We start from the raw sequence: 19,491 nt of genomic DNA on the forward strand, positions 1-19,491 counted from the left end.
TCCTTACCGGTTCACTCTGGGCAGGCCAAGGGCGACCATGCCGATGATGTCACGCTGAATTTCGTTGGTGCCGCCGCCGAACGTCAGGATCAGGCACGACCGGTGCATGCGCTCGATGCGGCCGCGCAGCAGGGCGCCGGGGGAGTCGGTCCGCACCGTGGCCGCGGTGCCGAGCACCTCCATCAGCAGGCGGTAAGCCTCGGTGGCCAGCTCGGTGCCGTACACCTTGGCCGCCGACGCGTCGGCCGGCGACGGCGCGGCATCCTCGGTGGAGGCCAGCTCCCAGTTGATCAGTTTGAGCACCTCGGCCTTGGCGTGCACCCGGGCCAGGTTGAGTTGTACCCACTCGGAGTCGATCAGCCGGTTACCGTGGGTGTCCTTGGTGTTCTGCGCCCATTCGCGAACGCCGTTGAGTGCCATGAAAATCGGCTGAGCCGAGACGAGGGCGACCCGCTCGTGGTTGAGCTGGTTGGTGACCAGCTTCCAACCGCCGTTCTCCTCACCCACCAGACTCCCGGTGGGCACGCGGACGTCCTGGTAGTACGTTGCGCTGGTGTCGATACCGGACATCGTGTGCACCGGCGTCCACGAGAAGCCGTCCGCATCCGTGGGCACGATCAGCATCGAGATGCCGCGGTGCTTCTTGGCTTCCGGGTTGGTGCGGACCGCCAGCCAGACGTAGTCCGCGTAGGCGATGAGACTGGTCCACATTTTCTGGCCGTTGATGACGTAGTCGTCACCGTCGCGAACCGCGGTGGTCCGCAGGGCGGCGAGGTCGGTGCCCGCGCCGGGTTCGGAGTAGCCGATCGAGAAGTGCAGATCACCCGCCGCGATCTTGGGCAGGAAGAACTTCTTCTGCTCCTCGGTGCCGAACGCCATGATCGTCGGCGCGACACTGTTGATGGTCAGGAACGGAACGGGCACATTCGCAATCGCCGCCTCGTCATTGAAGATCAGTCCGTCCATCGGAGGGCGGGCCTGGCCGCCGAACTCCCCGGGCCAGCTCAACGTCAGCCAGCCGTCCTTGCCGATCTGCGCGACGGTCTCGCGGTAGACGTTGCCGCGGCCCATCTCACCGTCGTTGGAAGCCAGCGCCTCGGCGCGTTCCGGAGTCATGAGCTTGGTGAAGTACGCGCGCAGTTCGCGGCGCAACTCCTCCTGCTCTGGGCTGTAGCCGATCCGCATCGCCTCGTCCTAATCTCTCTTGTGTTCAGGAACCCTTCGCCTGGCCCCGATTCACAACCGGTTGTAACACGTTCTAGTCTTGGGGTCCAGGGCGGTGCCACCCCGGCGCCCTGCAGAAGGCGGATCGGCGAGGAGGTTGGGATGCGAGTTGAAGTGGACCGCGACCGCTGCGAGGGCAACGCGGTGTGCATCGGAATTGCGCCGGACCTGTTTGATCTCGACGACGAGGACTACGCCGTGGTGAAAACGGACCCGGTGCCGGCCGACCAGCAGGAACTGGCGGAGCAGTCGATCGCCGAATGCCCCCGAGCCGCCCTGATCCGTAGAGACTAGAGGTAGTAATAAATTGACAACGGATAAAGAGGGATCGGCCGCGACCGACCTCTCGGGATACGTCGCGGTGGTCACGGGTGCGGCCGCCGGCCTGGGGCGTGCGGAAGCCGTCGGCCTGGCGCGCGCCGGCGCCACCGTCGTCGTCAACGACATCGGCGCCGCACTCGACAAATCGGATGTCATGGACGAGATCGCCTCGGCCGGTTCCAAGGGTGTGGCCGTGGCGGGGGACATCAGCGAGCGCGCGACGGCCGACGAGCTCGTCGAGACCGCCGACGGCCTCGGCGGGCTCGGCATCGTCGTCAACAACGCGGGCATCACCCGCGACCGGATCCTGTTCAACATGTCCGACGACGAGTGGGACGCGGTGATCGCCGTGCACCTGCGGGGACATTTTCTGTTGTCCCGCAACGCCGCGACCTATTGGCGGGCGAAGGCCAAGGCGGGCTCCGGCTCGGTCTACGGGCGCATCATCAACACGTCGTCGGAGGCCGGACTGTCCGGTCCGATCGGCCAGCCGAACTACGGCGCCGCCAAGGCGGGCATCACCGCACTCACCCTGTCGGCGGCCCGGGCGCTCGAAAGGTTCGGCGTCCGCGCCAATGCCATCGCCCCGCGGGCCCGCACGGCGATGACCGCCGAGGTGTTCGGTGATGTGCCGGCGCTGTCCGACGGGCAGGTCGACCCGCTGTCGACCGACCACGTCGTCAACCTGGTTCGTTTCCTCGCGTCGCCGGCTTCGGACGGGGTCAACGGGCAGCTGTTCATCGTCTATGGTCCGACGGTGACATTGGTTGCGGCACCGGTGGCCGAAAAGCAGTTCACTGCCGATTCCGATGCCTGGGACCCCGTTGAGCTATCGAATACGTTGCAGGGCTACTTTGCTGGGCGCGATCCCGAACGGAGTTTCTCGGCCACCGCGCTGATGGGCGAGTGACACTGACAGCCCCTGTTGTCACGGTCCGGCGGCGACTAGAACACGTTGCAGAATGACGTACGTCACACTTGCTCTGACCTCGTAAAAGGGTCATTTGCGACTGTGAGAAGCGTTCTTTGACACTGCGAACATGTTCTAGTTAGTATGATCCGGCTCACTGAGAGCAACGCTTAACCAAGGGGTGGGAGAAGCGCCGCGGCAAGCAGTTTTCGACTCTTCGCCGTGGCATTTTTTCATCAAACACGCCGCGCCGAGAACGGAGCCGAGGTTGATCGAACAGCTTGCGGCACCGGCCAGGGCCGTGGGCGGGTTCGTCGAGATGTCTCTGGACACGTTTGTCAAGATCTTCCGGCGCCCCTTTCAGTTCAGGGAGTTCCTCGAACAGACCTGGATGATCGCCCGCGTTTCGCTGGTGCCGACGCTGTTGGTGGCCATCCCCTTCACCGTCCTCGTCGCGTTCACGCTCAACATCCTGCTTCGCGAGATCGGCGCCGCCGACCTCTCCGGCGCAGGCACCGCGTTCGGCACCATCACCCAGCTCGGACCCGTGGTGACCGTGTTGGTGGTGGCAGGCGCGGGCGCGACCGCGATCTGCGCCGACCTCGGCGCCCGCACCATCCGCGAAGAGATCGACGCTATGCGCGTGCTGGGCATCGACCCGATCCAGCGGCTCGTCGTGCCCCGCGTGCTGGCCTCGACGTTCGTCGCGCTGCTCCTCAACGGCCTGGTCTGCCTGATCGGGCTGTCCGGCGGCTATGTCTTCTCCGTCTTCCTGCAAGGCGTCAACCCCGGTGCCTTCATCAACGGCCTGACCGTCCTGACGGGCCTCGGCGAACTGGTGCTCGCCGAGATCAAGGCCCTGCTGTTCGGTGTCGTCGCGGGGCTGGTCGGCTGCTACCGCGGGCTGACCGTGCAGGGTGGCCCCAAGGGCGTCGGCACCGCCGTCAACGAGACCGTCGTCTACGCGTTCATCTGTCTGTTCGTGATCAACGTGATCATGACGGCGATCGGCGTGAGGGTCTTGGTGAGGTGATGAGCGTTCGCGCGAAGAACAGACGATCATGAGTTACGACGCCACCGTCCGCCTGCGCCGCTTCTTCCGCGGCGTGCCGAAGGCCATCGATGCCGTCGGCGAGCAGGCCCTGTTCTACGGCGAGACCATCCGCTATATCCCTAGCGCGCTGACCAAGTACCGCCAGGAGACCATCCGCAACATCGCCGAGATGACCATGGGCACCGGCGCATTGGTGATGATCGGTGGCACCGTCGGCGTCGCTGCGTTCCTCACCCTGGCCTCCGGCGGTGTCATTGCCGTGCAGGGCTATTCGTCGTTGGGCAACATCGGCATCGAGGCGCTGACGGGGTTCCTCTCGGCATTCCTCAATGTGCGCATCGTCGCGCCGGTGATCGCAGGCATCGCCCTGGCGGCCACGATCGGTGCGGGCACCACGGCACAACTGGGCGCGATGCGGGTCGCCGAGGAGATCGACGCCGTGGAGTCGATGGCCGTGCACTCGGTGTCCTACCTGGTCTCCACCCGCTTGATGGCGGGGATGGTCGCAATCATCCCGCTGTACTCGCTGTCGGTCCTCGCGGCGTTCTTCGCCGCCCGCTTCACCACGGTGTTCATCAACAACCAGTCCGCCGGCCTCTACGACCATTACTTCAACACCTTCCTGATCCCGACCGATCTGCTGTGGTCCTTCCTGCAGGCGATCGTGATGGCGGTCGCAGTGATGCTGGTGCATACCTACTACGGCTACAACGCATCCGGCGGACCGGTCGGCGTCGGTATCGCGGTGGGTCAGGCGGTGCGCACCTCGCTGATCGTCGTGGTCACCATCACGCTGTTCATCTCGCTCGCCGTCTACGGCGCGTCCGGCAACTTCAACCTCTCCGGGTAGGTGCCAGACGATGGCCGACCGTGACGCAAAGCGCAGCCATGTGCGGATTGCTGCGGCGATCCTGGCTGCGATCCTGGTGGCCGCCACTGTGTTCACGTACCTGTCGTACACCGCCGCCTTCACGTCCACCGACACCGTGACCGTCACCTCACCGCGCGCGGGCCTGGTGATGGAGAGCGACGCCAAGGTCAAATACCGTGGCATCCAGATCGGCGAAGTGAAGACCATCTCCTATACCGGGGATCAGGCCAAGCTCACGCTGGCGATCCGCAGCGACGAGCTGAAGTACATCCCGTCCAACGCGATCGTGCGCATCGCGGGAACAACGATTTTCGGCGCGAAGTCCGTCGAGTTCGTGCCGCCGGACCAGCCGCTTCCCACCTCGCTGCGCCCCGGTGCGCAGGTACAGGCCAACGATGTGCAGCTGGAGGTCAACACGCTGTTCCAGACCCTGACCGACGTGTTGCACAAGATCGACCCGATCAACCTCAACGCGACCTTGTCAGCGCTGGCCGAGGGACTGCGCGGCAACGGCGACGACGTCGGCGCGACCCTGTCGGGGCTGAACTACTATCTGCAGCAGCTGAATCCGAACCTGCCGACGTTGCAGGACGACATTCAGAAGACAGCGGTGGTGGCCGATATCTACGGCGATGCGGGAGCCGATCTGGCGCGGATCTTCGACAACACGCCTGCGATCGCCGACACCATCGTCGACCAGCAGGACAACCTCAACGCCACCCTGCTGGCTGCCACCGGGCTGGCCAACAACGGCACCGCGACGCTGCAGCCCGCAGCGGACGACTACATCGCCGCGATCCAGCGGTTGCGAGCGCCGCTACAGGTGGCCTCCGACTACTCGCCCGAATTCGGCTGCCTTTTCCAGGGCATCCGCCTCGCTGTGGAGACCTTCGCCCCCATCATCGGCGGCATCCGGCCAGGCCTGTTCGTCGCGTCGAACTTCCTGCCCGGCGCGCCGGCCTACACCTATCCCGAAAGCCTGCCGATCGTGAACGCATCCGGCGGGCCGAACTGCCGTGGCCTTCCGAATGTTCCGACCAAACAGTACGGCGGCTCCTGGTACCACACGCCATTTCTGGTCACCGACAACGCCTACCTGCCCTACCAGCCGAACACCGAGTTGCAGTTCGACGCGCCCTCGACGCTGCAGTTCCTGTTCAACGGGGCCTTTGCCGAGCGGGATGATTTCTGATGGCGCGGGACAGGACGCTTCTGAACGTCTCGATCTTCACCGTGGCCATGGTGTTGGTGGCCGCTGTGCTGGTGATCGTGTTCGGCGAGTTCCGGTTCGCCTCCGACAGTTCCTACCACGCGACCTTCACCGATGCCTCGCGGCTCAAGGCGGGTCAGGACGTCCGGATCGCCGGCGTGCCGGTCGGCTCCGTCAAGGACGTCAAGCTGAACCCCGACAACACCGTCGACGTGGCGTTCGACGTCAACGAGCGCTACCAGCTGTACACCTCGACCAGGGCGGTGGTGCGTTACGAAAACCTGGTGGGTGACCGCTACCTCGAAATCGCCTCCGGCCCAGGTGATTTGCGCAAGCTTCCGCGCGGGGCCACGATCCCGAAGCAGAACACGCAGGCCGCACTCGACCTCGACGCCCTGCTCGGTGGCCTGCGACCGGTACTGAAGGGTCTCGACGGCGCCAAGATCAACGAGGTGAGCAACGCCGTCATGGAGCTTCTCCAGGGCCAGGGCGGTGCGCTGTCGAATCTGCTGTCCACCACCAGCGCCTTCACCGAGAACCTCGCTGCCAGAGATCAGCTCGTCGGCGACGTGATCCACAACCTCAACACCGTGCTGGGCACCGTCGACGCCAAGGGCGCACAGTTCAACGCCAGCGTAGACCAGTTGCAGAAGCTGATCACCGGTCTCGCGGATGGCCGCGATCCCATCGCGGGTGCGATTCCGCCGCTGGCGTCGGCGTCCAACGATCTCACGGAGATGCTGACGGAGTCGCGGCGTCCGCTGCAGGGTGTGATCGAGAACGTGCGACCGTTCGCGCAGCGACTCGACGAGCGCAGGGGCGACATCAACAAGGTGATCGAACCGCTGGCCGAGAATTACCTGCGGCTCAACGCGCTCGGCGCCTACGGGTCGTTCTTCAACATCTACTACTGCTCGATCCGGATGAAGATCAACGGCCCGGCGGGCAGCGACATCCTCATCCCGTTCGGTGGCCCGCCGGACCCGTCGAAGGGGAGGTGTTCAGAGAATGGCTAGGCCGGATGACAGCAATCCGTTGCGCACCGGGATCTTCGGCATCGCCCTGGTGGCATGTCTGGTGCTGGTGTCGTTCGGGTACACCAACCTGCCGTTCTGGCCGCAGGGCAAGCCGTACGAGGCCTACTTCACCGACGCCGGCGGGATCTCGCCGGGCAACGACGTCAACGTGTCGGGCATCAATGTCGGCAAGGTCACCGGCGTCGCGCTCGCCGGAGACACCGCGAAGGTGACCTTCACCGTCGACCGCAAGATCCAGCTCGGCGACCAGTCCCTGGTCTCGATCAAGACCGATACCGTGCTGGGGGAGAAGTCCTTGGCCGTCACCCCTCGCGGGGCGGGTAAGTCGACAGTGATCCCGATCGGCCGCACCACGACTCCTTACACGCTCAATACCGCGCTGCAGGACCTCGGCCAGACCGCCAGCCAGCTGGACAAACCGAAGTTCGAACAGGCGCTGCAGACGCTCACCGATACGCTGCGCGATGCGACGCCGCAACTGCGCGGCGCGCTCGACGGGGTCGCCAACCTGTCACGCAGCCTGAACAAACGTGACGAGGCGCTGGAACAACTTCTCACCCACGCCAAGAACGTCACCGACACCCTGGCTCAGCGGGCGGGTCAGGTGAACCAGCTGATCACCGACGGCAACCTGCTGTTCGCCGCGCTGGACGAGCGCCGTCAGGCACTGAGCAATCTGATCGCCGGCATCGACGATGTGTCACAACAGCTTTCCGGCTTCGTCACCGACAACCGCAAAGAGTTCAAGGCTGCGCTGGACAAGCTCAATCTGGTGATGGACAACCTGCTCGAGCGCAAGGAGCACATCGGTGAGGCACTGAAGCGCCTGCCGCCGTATGCGACCGCGCTCGGTGAGGTGGTCGGATCGGGGCCCGGTTTCCAGATCAACCTGTACGGCCTGCCGCCGGCAAGCACCTCGGAGGTCCTCCTGGATCTCTACTTCCAACCCGGCAAGCTGCCCGACAGCCTCGCCGACATGCTGCGCGGGTACATCTCCGAGCGACTGATCCTGAGGCCGAAGTCGCCATGACACATGCTGATTCATCGGTGGGGCGCAGTCGCTGGCTGCGTCCGGCGTTGGCCGCCCTGCTGGTGGTCACGCTGCTGGTGGGCGTGTACCTGGTCTGGCCGTCCCGCGTCGGGCACAAGGTGGTCGCCTACTTCACCTCGGCGGTCGGTCTGTACCCGGGCGACGAGGTCCGGGTGGTCGGCGTCCCGGTAGGGAGAGTCGATTCGATCGAACCCCGGGCCACCGACGTCAAGATCACCATGACGATGCAGGACGGCGTCAAGATCCCCGGCGACGCCAAGGCGCTCATCATCGCGCCGAACCTGGTGTCCGCCCGCTTCATTCAGCTCGCACCCGCCTACACCGGCGGCGCGGCGATCGCCGATGGTGCGGAGATCGGGCTGGATCGAACGGCGGTTCCGGTCGAGTGGGACGAGGTGAAGGAGCAGCTCACGCAGCTCAGCACGCAGCTGGGGCCGCAGCAGGGTTCCGTGCAGGGCCCTCTGGCCGCGTTCGTCAACCAGGCCGCAGACACCTTCGATGGGAACGGCGACTCATTCCGGCAGGCGCTGCGCGAGTTGTCGCAGACCGCGGGGAGATTGGGCGATTCGCGCACCGACCTCTTCGGCACCATCCGGAATCTGCAGGTGCTCGTCAACGCCCTGTCGAACAGCAACGAACAGATCGTGCAGTTCTCCAACCACGTCGCCTCGGTATCGCAGGTGCTGGCCGACAGCTCGAGCGATCTGGGCAACACCCTCGGCACGCTGAACCAGGCCCTCGGCGACATCAAGGGCTTCCTGAACGACAACAACCAGGCGCTCATCGACCAGATCTCCAAACTGGGGCAGTTCACCCAGATCCTCACCGACCACAGCGACGACATCGAGCAGATCCTGCACATCACCCCCAACGGCCTGGCCAACTTCTACAACATCTACAACCCCGCCCAGGGCACAGTCGGCGGACTTTTGACACTGCCCAACTTCGCCAACCCCGTTCAGTTCATCTGCGGCGGCACATTCGACGTCGGGGCCTCACCGGACAACTACAAGCGCGCCGAGATCTGCCGGCAGCGGATGGGGCCGGTGCTCAAGCGCATCACGATGAACTACCCGCCAATCATGTTCCACCCGATCAACAGCATCACCGCCTACAAGGGCCAGATCATCTACGACACCCCGGAGACCGAGGCCAAGGCCCAGACCCCGGTGCCGTATCTGCAATGGCAGTCGCCGCCCGGTGTGACGCCACCGGAGATGGCGGCCGACGCCGACCTGAGCGCGCTACTGGCTCCGCCGGCACCGCAGCCGGTACCCGGGCAGCCGACCGAATCGGGTGGTGGCTGATGGGCAAGATTCGCGCCCCACTTGCCATCTCGTCTGCGGCGCTGCTCCTGGCGGGCTGTCAGTTCGGCGGACTGAACTCGCTCGACATGCCGGGCACGGCGGGGCACGGGCCCGGTTCGTACGACATCGTCGTCCAGTTGCCGGACGTAGCGACGCTGCCGCAGAACTCGCCGGTGATGATCGACGACGTCACCGTCGGCAGTGTCTCCGGCATTGACGCGGTGCAGCGTCCCGACGGCACGTTCTACGCCGCCGTCCAACTCTCGCTGGACAGCAATGTCAACCTACCCGCCAACGCGACGGCGAAGGTGGCGCAGACGTCGCTGCTGGGTTCCCAGCACATCGAGCTCGCGGCCCCGGCCGACCAGCCCGGTGAAGGCAAGTTGAAGCAAGGGTCCGAGATCCCGCTCGACCGCACCGGTCGCTATCCGACCACCGAGGAGGTGCTGTCCTCCCTCGGTGTGGTGGTGAACAAGGGCAATCTCGGCGCACTGCAAGACATCACCGACGAGACGTACAACGCGGTCGCCGGCCGCGCGGGCTCGTTCACCGATCTGCTTCCCCGGCTGGCCGAGCTGACCCTTTCACTGGACCGGCAGACCACCGACATCATCGCGGCCGCCGAGGGGCTGGACCGCTTCGCCGACATCCTGGCGAAGAGCAAGGACAACATCGGCCGCACGCTGGACTCGCTGCCCGAGGCGCTGAACGTGCTCAACAACAATCGGGCCAACATCGTCGATGCGTTCACCGCCCTGCGAAGTTTCGCCACCGTCGGCGCCCGGATCCTGGCGCAGACGAAGGACGACTTCACCGCCGACATCAAGGATCTGTATCCGGTGATCAAGGCGTTCAACGACAACGCCGACGACGTCATCAAGGATCTGGAGCTGTTGCCGACGTTCCCGTTCCATTACAAGTACCTGCAGAGCGCCGTCCGCGGAGATTACCTGAACGTCTTCGTAACCTTTGACCTGACGTTGCGGCGCATGGGCGAGTCGGTGTTCACCACCTCGCTGGGGCTGGACCCGAACATGAAGCACCTCAGCGAGGTCGTCAACCCGCCCGACTTCCTCACCGGCGCAATGGCGAACCTGTCCGGTCAGGCGGCGGACCCGTTCAAGATCCCTCCGGGCACGGCCACGCAGCACACGGAGGCGCCCTGATGCTGAACCGGCTGACCCGCATTCAACTGTCGATCTTCGCGGTCGTCACCGTGCTCACCGTGGGCGCGATCGCGATCTTCTACCTGCACCTGCCCGCGGCCGTCGGCATCGGGTCCTACAAGGTGACCGCAGATTTCGTCGCGGGCGGCGGGCTCTACCAGAACGCGAATGTCACCTATCGCGGTGTGACCGTCGGGCGGGTGGAATCCCTTGCGCTGTCCGACGACGGCGTCGTCGCGCACATGAGGCTCAACAGCGGCACGCCGGTCCCGGAGAACGTCACCGCGACCGTCAAGAGCGTCTCGGCGGTTGGTGAGCAGTACGTCGACCTGGTGCCGCCCGACGAACCCGCCCGTGGCACCCTGCGTAACGGCTCCAACATCGACCAGGCGAACACCCGGATCGGACAGGACATCTCGGGCCTGTTGACCGAGGCCGACACCCTGGTCAGCAGCGTGAGCAACAGTCGCCTTCACGACCTGCTGCGCGAAACCTTCAAGGCGTTCAACGGTTCCGGTCCCGAGCTGGCGCGGCTGATCCAGTCGTCACGGCTGCTGGTGGACGAGGCGAACGCGAACTACGGGCAGGTCAACCAGCTGATCCAGCAGGCGGGCCCGTTCCTGGACGCCCAGATCCAGAGCGGCGATGACATCAAGCTCCTGGCCGAGGGGCTCGGGAGGTTCACCGGCGAGGTCGCCGACGCCGACCCGCAGCTTCGGTCGGTGCTGGAGAACGTGCCCGGGGCGACCGCGGCCGCCAACACCACCTTCGAAGGCATCCGGCCGACGTTCCCGATGCTGGCGGCCAACCTCGCCAACTTCGGGCGCATCGGGGTGATCTACCACAAGTCGCTCGAGCAGTCCCTGGTGATCTTCCCGGCGCTGATGGCCGCGCTGCTGACCGTCGCCGGCGGACTCCCGTTCGACGAGGGGGGCAAGCTCGACTTCAAAGTCCAGCTGCAGGATCCGCCGCCCTGCTCGACCGGCTTCATCCCGCCGTCGGAGATTCGCTCGCCCGCGGACACCACGCTGCGCGAACTGCCGACCGATATGTACTGCAAGACACCGCAGAACGATCCCGCCGTGGTGCGCGGTGCCCGCAACTATCCGTGCCAGGAGTTCCCCGGCAAGCGGGCGCCGACCATTCAGCTGTGCCGCGACCCGAATGGTTACGTGCCGATCGGCAACAACCCGTGGCGCGGTCCGCCGATTGCGGTCGGGACCCCGATGGATCAGCGGGAAGACAACCACTACGAACCCCCGGGGCGAAACACCTTGCCGCCCAACAAATTCCCGTACATCCCGCCGCAGGTGGACCCCGATCCGGGGCCGCCGGTGGTGCAGCTGCCGCCGGGTGTCGCGCCGGGACCCGGCCCCGCGCCGCACGCGCCGTTCCCGCTGCCGGTGCCGCCGAACGAGCCGGGACCGCCACCGCCGCCGTGGCCGTATTTCGCGCCACCGGACCAGGTTGTGCCGCCGTACGGACGCACGCCTCCGGGGGCGCCGCCCGCCGACGCGCCGCCGCCCGCCGACGCGCCGCTTCCGGCGGAGTCGCCGCCGCTGGCCTCGGGGCCGGGTGTGGCGACGTACGACCGGAACGGTAAGTTCGTCGACCCAGCAGGCGGAACCGGCGTATTCGCGCCCGGTGCTGACAAACTGGCGCCTGCGGAGAACTGGGTTGATCTGATGTTGGCTCCGAGGCAGGCGTGATGGCGGAGGAAACCGAGGCGCGCAAGACCGTACGCCGCCGGGCGTCGCGGGCGGCGGGCCCGGCCGGTGGGGTGCCGGCGGCCACGTCCGAGGACGTTCGGGTGGAGGCGCCCACGACCGTCAAGGTCCGAATGCCGCAACTGGGTCCCCCGCCGCGACGCCAACCGCACCGCATGCTGGTCGCCGCGGTCGCACTGGCTGTCGTCCTGGTCGTTACGACCGTCACCGGGTTGTTCACCTGGCTGGCCTTCGACGGAGACCGGGCCGCCGAGGCCGCGCTGGCCCGCAAACAACAGTTCGTCGACACGGCGTCACAGACCGTGGTGAACATGTTCAGCTACAGCCAGAACACGATCGACGAGAGCGTCAACCGATTCGTCGACGGCACCAGCGGACCGCTGCGCGACATGATGAGCCAGAGCGGCAACGTCGACAACCTCAAGGCGATCTTCCGCGACACCAACGCGAGTTCCGAGGCCGTGATCAACGGCGCCGCCCTCGAGGGCAAGGTCGACGAAATCGCCAAGAACGCCGCCGTGCTGGTGTCGGTGCGGGTCACCGTGACCGACCTCGATGGGGTGAACACCCCGTCGCGGCCGTACCGGTTGCGGGTGATCGTGCACGAAGACGACAACGGTCACATGACCGCCTATGACCTCAAATACCCCGAAGGGGGCAATTGATGGCGCGGGCGCGCAGCCGGACCGCCACGCTGCTCGGCGTGCTCACGGTGCTGCTGGCCGTCGGCTTCGTCGGACTGGCCGGGGTCGGTGGCTGGTTCTACTGGAACCGGGTGCAACTCGACGGCGAACAGACCGCCCGCGAGGTCCTGGGACCCCTGGCGGCGCAACAGATTCCGCAGGTGTTCGGCTACGACTACCAGACCGTCGAACGCAGCCTCGACGCGGTGTACCCACTGCTGACACCCGACTACCGCCACGAGTTCGAGGACCGTGCGACCAAGGACATCATCCCGCAGGCGCGGGAGAGGAAGCTGGTCAGCCAGGCCAATGTGGTGGGCGTCGGAGTGCTCGACGCACAACGGAATTCGGCCTCGGTGATGGTGTATTTGAATCGGACGATCACCGACAAGTCCAAGCAGCCGGTGTATGACGGCAGCCGGCTGCGCGTCGATTATCAGAAGATCGACGGTAAGTGGCTGATCAAGTACATCACTCCGATTTAGCGCCGTCGCCCCTGGTGGATGCCAGCGCATCGAGGAACGACCGCGCCCAGCGGTCGACGTCGTGGGCGAGAACCTGCCTGCGAAGGGCGCGCATCCGTCGTCGGCCTTCTTCAGGAGTCTGGTTCAACGCGGCCTCGATGGCGTCCTTGACCCCCTCGAGATGGTGTGGGTTCGCCAGGTAGGCCTGGCGGAGTTCAGCTGCAGCACCGGTGAATTCGCTGAGCACCAGCGCCCCGCCCAGATCGCTGCGGCACGCCACGTACTCCTTGGCGACGAGGTTCATGCCGTCGCGCAGCGGGGTGACCAGCATGACGTCGGCCGCCACGAAGAACGCGACGAGTTCATCGCGCGGGACCGGTCGGTGCAGGTAGTGCACGATCGGATGGCCGACCTCGGCGTACTCGCCGTTGATGTGGCCGACCTGGCGCTCGATGGACTGCCGCATCTCGATGTAACTGTCCACGCGCTCACGGCTCGGCGTCGCGAGTTGCACCAGCACGGTGTCGTCCCGCTTGGCGCGCTGCTCGTCGAGGAGCTCCGAAAACGCCCACAGCCGAACGTCGATGCCCTTCGTATAGTCGAGCCGGTCGACGCCCAGCAGGATCTTGCGTGGGTTGCCCAGCTCGTTACGGATCTCCCGGGCGCGCTGCCTGACCGTGCGGGTGCGCGCCTGCTGGTCGAGCGCCGTCGAGTCGATGGAGATCGGGAACGCGCCGACCTTCACGGTCCGGAAACCGATCTGGACCTCACCGAAGCGGGACCGCACGCCGACATTGCCACGCGATGTGTTGGCACCCACCAGACGGCGGGCCAGGATCAGGAAGTTCTGCGCGCCACCGGGCAGGTGGAAGCCCACCAGGTCGGCGCCGAGCAGGCCCTCGATGATCTCAGAGCGCCACGGCATCTGCATGTACAGCTCGACCGGGGGAAACGGGATGTGCAGAAAGAAGCCGATCGTCAGGTCCGGCCGCAGCATGCGCAGCATCTTGGGCACCAGCTGCAACTGGTAATCCTGGATCCATACCGTCGCTCCTTGGGCGGCGGCCTTCGCGGTGGCCTCGGCGAAGCGCCGGTTGACGTCGACGTAGCTGTCCCACCACTCGCGGTGGTAGGTCGGCTTGACGATGACGTCGTGGTACAGCGGCCACAGGGTGGCGTTGGAGAAGCCCTCGTAATACTCGGCCACGTCCTCGGTGCTCAGCTGCACCGGGTACAGGGTCATCTCATCCTGCTCGATGGGCTCTTCATCGACATCGGGGACGCCCGGCCAGCCGATCCACGCGCCACGTCGCCGGCGAAGCAACGGCTCCAGCGCGGTCACCAAGCCGCCCGGGCTCCGTTTCCACGTTGTGGTGCCGTCGGGCAGGCGCTCCATGTCGATCGGTAGCCGGTTTGCCACCACGACGAAATCGGAATTCCCGGAGCCGACCTTCTGGCCGCCCTCCGGAGTCATTTAGGCCTCGAGTTTCGCGGGTCCAATGCCGAGCATCGACAAGAAGACCCGGCACTCGTCGGCGTCGGTCGCGTAGGCAGCCACCACGCGCCTGGCCTGTCGGGCGGTGCTGTCAGCAAGCGGCTCGACGTCGCCGAGCTCGGCGGGATCAGATTTGGCAGGCATACGACAACTGTAGGCGACGGCGCTGTCGCCCTGGTCAGCGGCTGGTCACTCGCCGCCGGTGATGGTCGGGCTGTGGCCCACCGTGGACTCGGGGACGGGCTGTGGACCCTCGGCCTGAGCTTCCTCCGCCAGGCCGATGCACTGCCCGGAGTTGGCGCCGGTGCACGGGATCGAGCCACCGCCACCCGGGACGTTCACCGATGGCAGCTCCGGATTGCCTAGGGTGGAACTGAACGACGAGCCAGAATTCGGCACGGTGTGGGGGACGCATTCACCGGTGTAAAGGTCTTCCTCTTCACCTGAAGGGCACTGGGCCAGCGGAACAGATTCGCTGGGTGCTGCGACGACGGCGATCGCCGGGGCGGCGGCAACAGCGACCGCAAATCCACCGGCAATGATCAGTCGTCGTGCTAGCTCGAAGGTCGCCATCGTCACGCTTTCTGTTGTTATTGACCGAGTCGTCGCCCGAATTCTATGGAAGCTGCGGGAAATCTGCACAAGTTCCACGAGTTCCCTGGGAATTCGCGTTTTGGTCTTGCGGTGGCGGCCGGGAGGGGTCTACGGGCTCGAGCTGATCGTCGAGCGCGGGATCGGCTGCGGCCCCTCCGCCTCGGCGTTCTCGGCCAGCCCGATGCAGGCGCCCGAATCGCCCCCGGTGCAGGGCACCCCGTCGATTTCCGGAATGTCCGGATTCGCCGCGTTCGTCGTGAACCCCTCCGGCGAGTTGGGCACCAGCATCGGGGTGCAGCTGGTGGTGAAGACGTCTTCTTCCTCACCGGAATCGCAGGCGGCGACTGGTGTGCTCGGGGCGGGTTGAGCGACGATCGCGACGGCGGGCGCCGCGGCCAGCGCCAAGGCGAATCCACCGGCGACCAGAAGTCGTCGCACCGTTCCCCACTCACTCGCCATCGTGTCTGCCTTCCGTCGATGAAATGTCGGGTCGGCTGAATTGTATGGAAGCTAAAAGATTTCTGAGCGCATTCTCGCGATCGCCGGAAAATGCATGTCGGCCCCGAGAACATGCGCACGAAAAAAGCCGGGGCCAATAGTCCCCGGCTTTTCGTTGTTATTCGGTTACGGGCTCGAACTCACCGAGGAGTGCGGAACGGGCTGCGGCCCTTCGGACTGCTGCTCTTCGCCCAGCCCGATGCATTGACCGGAGTTGCCGCCAGTGCACGGAATGTTGTCGATCGCCGGGAGCCCGCCAGGCGAGGTCTGGCTGAACTCGGGGGAATTCGGCACGAGATCGGGAGTGCACTCGCCGGTGAAGGTGTCCTCTGACTCGCCGCCCGGGCACGCGGAGATATGCGGTGCGGATGTGCCCGCGGTGGGCACCGCGAAAACGCCAATCACCGGGGCGGCTGCAACCGCGACCGCAAATCCGCCGGCGATTATCAGTCGCTGAAGCTTCATGATGGCCATCGTCACTTTCTCTAGATTTGCTCGACGCCTGAAGATTACGCCGATGAACTGCGGAATGCCTCGCCATCGTCGATAAAAGTGGTGCGGATGTGCCATTTCTGAAAGGTTGCTGTCAATCGGCTGTGGCGTCCCCTCCCTGAGGCGGCTTGTGACGCCGTAATGTGCAGGTCGTCGAACGAAACCCAAGCGAACAAGGTGGTCCGCTGTGGCGAGTCCTGATCCGAGCAATGCCGAACCCGCCGGCGGCGATGCACCCCGACAGATGGCCTACGAAACCCTTGGCGAGGGACGGATTGCGTGGATCTGGCTCAACCGCCCCGACGCGCAAAAACGCCCACTCGCGAACGCTGTTGGTGCAGTTGGATGACGCCTTCGGCCGGGCGGACGCCGACGATGCGGTGCGCCTGGTGATTCTCGCGGCGCGGGGCAAGAACTTCTCGGCCGGGCACGGTCTCGGTTCCGAGGAAGCGTTGCTCGAACACATGCCGGGGCCGGCGCAGTACCCGACCTTTCAGTCACACGGAGCGACCGTGCCGGCCGTTGCGGAGCGAACCTACCTCCAGGAGTGGCATTACTTCTTCGAAAACACCCGTCGTTGGCGTGATTTGCGCAAATCACCGTCGCTTCGGTGCAGGGCAACGCTATCTCGGCGGGGCTGATGCTCATCTGGGCGTGCGATCTGATCATCGCCGCCGACGATGCGAAGTTCAGTGACGTCGTCGGTGTCCGGATGGGCATGCCGGGAGTCGAGTACTACCCGCATCCATGGGAATTCGGCCCTCGCAAGGCCAAAGAACTTCTGCTGACCGGTGATTCGGTCGACGCTGAGGAGGCCTACCGCTTGGCATGGTGTCGAAGATGTTCCCTCGCGGTGAGCTGGAGGACAAAACGCTGGAGTTCGCGCGCCGAATCGCTGAGCGACCCACCATGGCGGCGCTTCTGATCAAGGATTTGGTGAATGCGGCCAGATGCGATGGGCTTCACCGAAGCGCTGCGTCATGGTTTCCACATCCACGAACTGGATCATGCGCATTGGGCGGCTCACAACGAGAACCGGTACCCGGTCGGGCTGCCGCCGGACGTCCCCGACTGGCGGACGCTGGGAGCGCCGAAGCCGGCACGCCCGGACACGCCCTGACGTATAACTGGAACCTGTTCTAGTTACTCGACGAAGGGGTCGCGGTGCAGTTGTCGTTGTCCGATCGAACGTTCCTGGTCACGGGTGGTGGCAGTGGAATCGGCAAGGGTGTGGCGGCGGCGGTGGTGGCCGCGGGCGGCAATGCGATGCTGGTCGGTCGCAACGCCGACAAGCTGAGCGCTGCAGCCGATGAGATCACCGGTCTGGGTGGCTCCGGCGCCGGGCGGGCGCTCTACGAGCCTGCCGATGTGACCAACGAGGACGAGGTCGCCCGGGTGGTCGACGCCGCGACGGCGTGGACCGGCCGGCTGCACGGGGTGGTGCACTGCGCCGGCGGCAGCGAGACGATCGGCCCGGTCACCCAGATCGACTCGGAGTTGTGGCGGCGCACGGTCGATCTGAACATCAACGGCACCATGTATGTGCTCAAGCACTCGGCGCGCGAGATGGTTCGCGGTGGCGGAGGCTCGTTCGTCGGCATCTCCTCGATCGCGGCGAGCAACACCCACCGATGGTTCGGCGCGTACGGGGTGAGCAAGGCGGGCGTCGACCACCTGATGCAGCTGGCGGCCGATGAACTCGGCGCATCCTGGGTGCGGGTGAACTGCATCCGCCCAGGCCTCATTCGGACCGAGCTTGTTGCGCCGGTCCTGGAATCACCCGAGCTGAGGGCCGATTACGCGTCGTGTACACCGCTGCCGCGGCCCGGCGACGTCGATGACGTTGCGTCCGCGTCGGTGTTCCTCCTCAGCGATGCCGCCAGCTACATCACGGGCCAGGTCATCAACGTCGACGGCGGGCTGCTGCTCCGCCGTGGGCCCGATTACTCGTCGATGCTCGAGCCGATCTTCGGCGCTGACGGCCTGCGCGGGGTCGTGACCGGCTAGTTCCGCGGGTGCTGCCCGGATTATCCACAGTGGTGTTTTGTGCACAGGCTGATGTTTGGTGGGGTGTTTTCGTTGTGGTGTGCGTGTCTTGAGTCAAGAAGTTGGCAGGTTTTGTTGGTGGAGGTAGGCCTGTTTGGGGGTTCGGTCGCCTAGGGCTTGGTGGGGTCGGATGGTGTTGTAGATGATCCGGAATCGGTGGACTTCCATGTCGAGGGCGTCGCCGTCGCCGATGTAGCCGCGGTAGAGGTGCTCGTATTTGAGGGTGCCGAAGAACCGCTCGACGACGCCGTTGGTCTGGGGTGACTTGACCCGGGTGCGGACGTGTCGTAACAGGGGGTCGTCATCGGTGAAGGCGGTTTGGAAGGTTTTCCCGCGAAAGCAGGGGCCGTTGTCAGAGACCACAGCGATCGGGGCTGGGGCCTGTCCGATGACGGTGTCGTTAGCGTCGAGGATGTCCATGACGCCGCGGTCGGCACGCAGGTCGTCGAGGCCGAGTAGGCGTTGGGCTTCAGTGACGGCATGTTGCAGGCAGTGCAGCGCATCGATGCCGCGGCCGGTCGGAGTGACGGTGATGGCCAGGCAGTATTTGGTGACGTAGTCGATGACGGCGCAGATGCGCCAGATACCGCCGTTGGTGGTTTCGAATTCGGAGAAGTCGGTCTGCCAGACCCGGTTGCGTTCGGTGGGTGGATCCCGAAACACTTTTCGGCGCAGTACCGCCCAGGATTTGCGGTCGGCCCGGAATCCTTGCGGCAGAAGCAGTCCACGGCGCCGTAGCGCACGAGCCACCGAGGAGTTGGTGACCTCGTGGCCATCGGCGCGCATCAGTGCAGCGACCTTGCGGTAGCCCCAGGCCGGCCAGGCTTCGGCGTATTTGGCCGCCAGCGCCTCGATCCGGTCCACCACCGGCGCCGGCCACGGGCCCTTGGGCGGGTCGTGGTGGTGTAGCCGAGCCAGGCGTCGCCGGTAGGTGCGCTCGGGGATGCCGGCCAACACGCAGTACCTCAAAACCGGCAGCCCCGCTGCTTCTCTTAGGGCTTCGAGGTCGGTGAAGGGACCTGATCGGCCAAAGCTGCGCCGCGCTGCCAGATCCGCAGCTGTACGGTCGCTTCGGCCAACGCCAGCTTGAGCTGCTCATTTTCAATCTGCAACCGCCGCTGCTCGGGGGTGCCTCGAGCACCCGGCGGGCCACTGGGAACCTCCTCGAGCCGCTCAGCACCGGCGGCCAAGAACTGGTGTTTCCACTTGGTCATCGTCACCGCCGTGACCCCGCACCGGCGCGCTGCTTCGGCACAGGTCATCTCGTTGGCCAATACGGCCACCACCAACCGCGTCTTCTCCTCAGCGGCAATCTTCGTCCGTCGCGACCGAACCATGTCC

General features: G+C 65.5%; 21 protein-coding genes and 1 pseudogene. 14 read left to right on the plus strand and 8 right to left on the minus strand.

The annotated features are described in order from the left end of the window. Positions 1–3: 3 nt before the first annotated feature. Positions 4–1,185 carry an acyl-CoA dehydrogenase family protein gene (locus ACVWWN_RS09440; protein ID WP_457143662.1) on the minus strand — a complete coding sequence of 394 codons (1,182 nt, stop codon included), beginning with the start codon at positions 1,183–1,185 and terminating at the stop codon, positions 4–6. A 141-nt stretch (positions 1,186–1,326) separates the two neighbouring features. Here ACVWWN_RS09440 and ACVWWN_RS09445 point away from each other — a divergent pair, with 141 nt between their 5' ends. The 12 genes from ACVWWN_RS09445 to ACVWWN_RS09500 all read left to right on the plus strand — a co-directional run bounded on the left by ACVWWN_RS09445 (position 1,327) and on the right by ACVWWN_RS09500 (position 13,046). Next, positions 1,327–1,518, plus strand: a complete 192-nt coding sequence (locus tag ACVWWN_RS09445) for a ferredoxin (protein WP_457143663.1) — start codon at positions 1,327–1,329, stop codon at positions 1,516–1,518. Between the two features lie 13 nt (positions 1,519–1,531). Continuing rightward, on the plus strand, positions 1,532–2,455 hold the full coding sequence (locus tag ACVWWN_RS09450) for a 3-oxoacyl-ACP reductase (protein ID WP_457143664.1): 924 nt from the start codon (positions 1,532–1,534) through the stop codon (positions 2,453–2,455). Positions 2,456–2,723: 268 nt separating this feature from the next. Then, positions 2,724–3,488: an MlaE family ABC transporter permease gene (locus ACVWWN_RS09455; protein WP_457143665.1), complete on the plus strand. Its 765-nt coding sequence runs from the start codon at positions 2,724–2,726 to the stop codon at positions 3,486–3,488. A 28-nt stretch (positions 3,489–3,516) separates the two neighbouring features. Continuing rightward, positions 3,517–4,359, plus strand: coding sequence for an MlaE family ABC transporter permease (locus tag ACVWWN_RS09460; protein WP_457143666.1), 843 nt, complete (start codon positions 3,517–3,519; stop codon positions 4,357–4,359). A 10-nt stretch (positions 4,360–4,369) separates the two neighbouring features. After that, positions 4,370–5,572: an MCE family protein gene (locus ACVWWN_RS09465; protein WP_457143667.1), complete on the plus strand. Its 1,203-nt coding sequence runs from the start codon at positions 4,370–4,372 to the stop codon at positions 5,570–5,572. Beyond that, the gene (locus ACVWWN_RS09470; RefSeq protein ID WP_457143668.1) at positions 5,572–6,606 is read left to right on the plus strand and encodes an MCE family protein; all 1,035 of its coding nucleotides are present in this window, start codon (positions 5,572–5,574) and stop codon (positions 6,604–6,606) included. The genes ACVWWN_RS09465 and ACVWWN_RS09470 overlap by 1 nt, the downstream gene beginning before the upstream one ends. Continuing rightward, the gene (locus ACVWWN_RS09475) at positions 6,599–7,657 is read left to right on the plus strand and encodes a virulence factor Mce family protein (protein WP_457143669.1); all 1,059 of its coding nucleotides are present in this window, start codon (positions 6,599–6,601) and stop codon (positions 7,655–7,657) included. Before ACVWWN_RS09470 ends, ACVWWN_RS09475 begins: the two co-directional genes overlap by 8 nt. After that, positions 7,654–8,985: an MCE family protein gene (locus ACVWWN_RS09480; protein WP_457143670.1), complete on the plus strand. Its 1,332-nt coding sequence runs from the start codon at positions 7,654–7,656 to the stop codon at positions 8,983–8,985. The genes ACVWWN_RS09475 and ACVWWN_RS09480 overlap by 4 nt, the downstream gene beginning before the upstream one ends. Continuing rightward, positions 8,985–10,151, plus strand: coding sequence for an MCE family protein (locus ACVWWN_RS09485; RefSeq protein ID WP_457143671.1), 1,167 nt, complete (start codon positions 8,985–8,987; stop codon positions 10,149–10,151). Before ACVWWN_RS09480 ends, ACVWWN_RS09485 begins: the two co-directional genes overlap by 1 nt. Beyond that, complete coding sequence (locus tag ACVWWN_RS09490; RefSeq protein WP_457143672.1) at positions 10,151–11,860, plus strand: MCE family protein; 1,710 nt, start codon at positions 10,151–10,153, stop codon at positions 11,858–11,860. The genes ACVWWN_RS09485 and ACVWWN_RS09490 overlap by 1 nt, the downstream gene beginning before the upstream one ends. After that, positions 11,860–12,543, plus strand: a complete 684-nt coding sequence (locus ACVWWN_RS09495; RefSeq protein ID WP_457143673.1) for a mammalian cell entry protein — start codon at positions 11,860–11,862, stop codon at positions 12,541–12,543. The genes ACVWWN_RS09490 and ACVWWN_RS09495 overlap by 1 nt, the downstream gene beginning before the upstream one ends. Continuing rightward, positions 12,543–13,046 carry a mammalian cell entry protein gene (locus ACVWWN_RS09500; RefSeq protein WP_457143674.1) on the plus strand — a complete coding sequence of 168 codons (504 nt, stop codon included), beginning with the start codon at positions 12,543–12,545 and terminating at the stop codon, positions 13,044–13,046. Before ACVWWN_RS09495 ends, ACVWWN_RS09500 begins: the two co-directional genes overlap by 1 nt. Here ACVWWN_RS09500 and ACVWWN_RS09505 read toward each other — a convergent pair. From ACVWWN_RS09505 to ACVWWN_RS09525, 5 genes are all read right to left on the minus strand, one after another. Then, positions 13,033–14,499, minus strand: coding sequence for an alpha,alpha-trehalose-phosphate synthase (UDP-forming) (locus ACVWWN_RS09505; protein ID WP_457143675.1), 1,467 nt, complete (start codon positions 14,497–14,499; stop codon positions 13,033–13,035). The genes ACVWWN_RS09500 and ACVWWN_RS09505 overlap by 14 nt on opposite strands. Continuing rightward, on the minus strand, positions 14,500–14,664 hold the full coding sequence (locus ACVWWN_RS09510; protein ID WP_457143676.1) for a hypothetical protein: 165 nt from the start codon (positions 14,662–14,664) through the stop codon (positions 14,500–14,502). Between the two features lie 45 nt (positions 14,665–14,709). Next, the gene (locus tag ACVWWN_RS09515; protein ID WP_457149067.1) at positions 14,710–15,093 is read right to left on the minus strand and encodes an intersectin-EH binding protein Ibp1; all 384 of its coding nucleotides are present in this window, start codon (positions 15,091–15,093) and stop codon (positions 14,710–14,712) included. 129 nt (positions 15,094–15,222) lie between these two features. After that, entirely contained in the window at positions 15,223–15,573 is a 351-nt protein-coding gene (locus ACVWWN_RS09520) for an intersectin-EH binding protein Ibp1 (RefSeq protein WP_457143677.1), read from the minus strand. Positions 15,574–15,738: 165 nt separating this feature from the next. Next, a complete protein-coding gene (locus ACVWWN_RS09525; protein ID WP_457143678.1) occupies positions 15,739–16,086 on the minus strand; it encodes an intersectin-EH binding protein Ibp1 in 348 nt (115 codons plus the stop codon). 262 nt (positions 16,087–16,348) lie between these two features. On the opposite strand from ACVWWN_RS09525, the pseudogene ACVWWN_RS09530 reads away from it, so the two are divergent. Both ACVWWN_RS09530 and ACVWWN_RS09535 read left to right on the plus strand, forming a co-directional pair. Continuing rightward, positions 16,349–17,224 (plus strand): annotated as a pseudogene (locus ACVWWN_RS09530) (enoyl-CoA hydratase). A gap of 44 nt (positions 17,225–17,268) precedes the next feature. Next, complete coding sequence (locus ACVWWN_RS09535; protein WP_457143679.1) at positions 17,269–18,111, plus strand: SDR family oxidoreductase; 843 nt, start codon at positions 17,269–17,271, stop codon at positions 18,109–18,111. A 93-nt stretch (positions 18,112–18,204) separates the two neighbouring features. Here the strand turns inward: ACVWWN_RS09535 and ACVWWN_RS09540 are convergent, their stop codons facing one another. Both ACVWWN_RS09540 and ACVWWN_RS09545 read right to left on the minus strand, forming a co-directional pair. Next, a complete protein-coding gene (locus ACVWWN_RS09540) occupies positions 18,205–19,107 on the minus strand; it encodes a transposase (protein WP_457143680.1) in 903 nt (300 codons plus the stop codon). 35 nt (positions 19,108–19,142) lie between these two features. Further along, entirely contained in the window at positions 19,143–19,487 is a 345-nt protein-coding gene (locus ACVWWN_RS09545; protein ID WP_457143681.1) for a transposase, read from the minus strand. Positions 19,488–19,491 lie beyond the last annotated feature (4 nt).

The organism is Mycobacterium sp. URHB0021 (genome assembly GCF_054057895.1).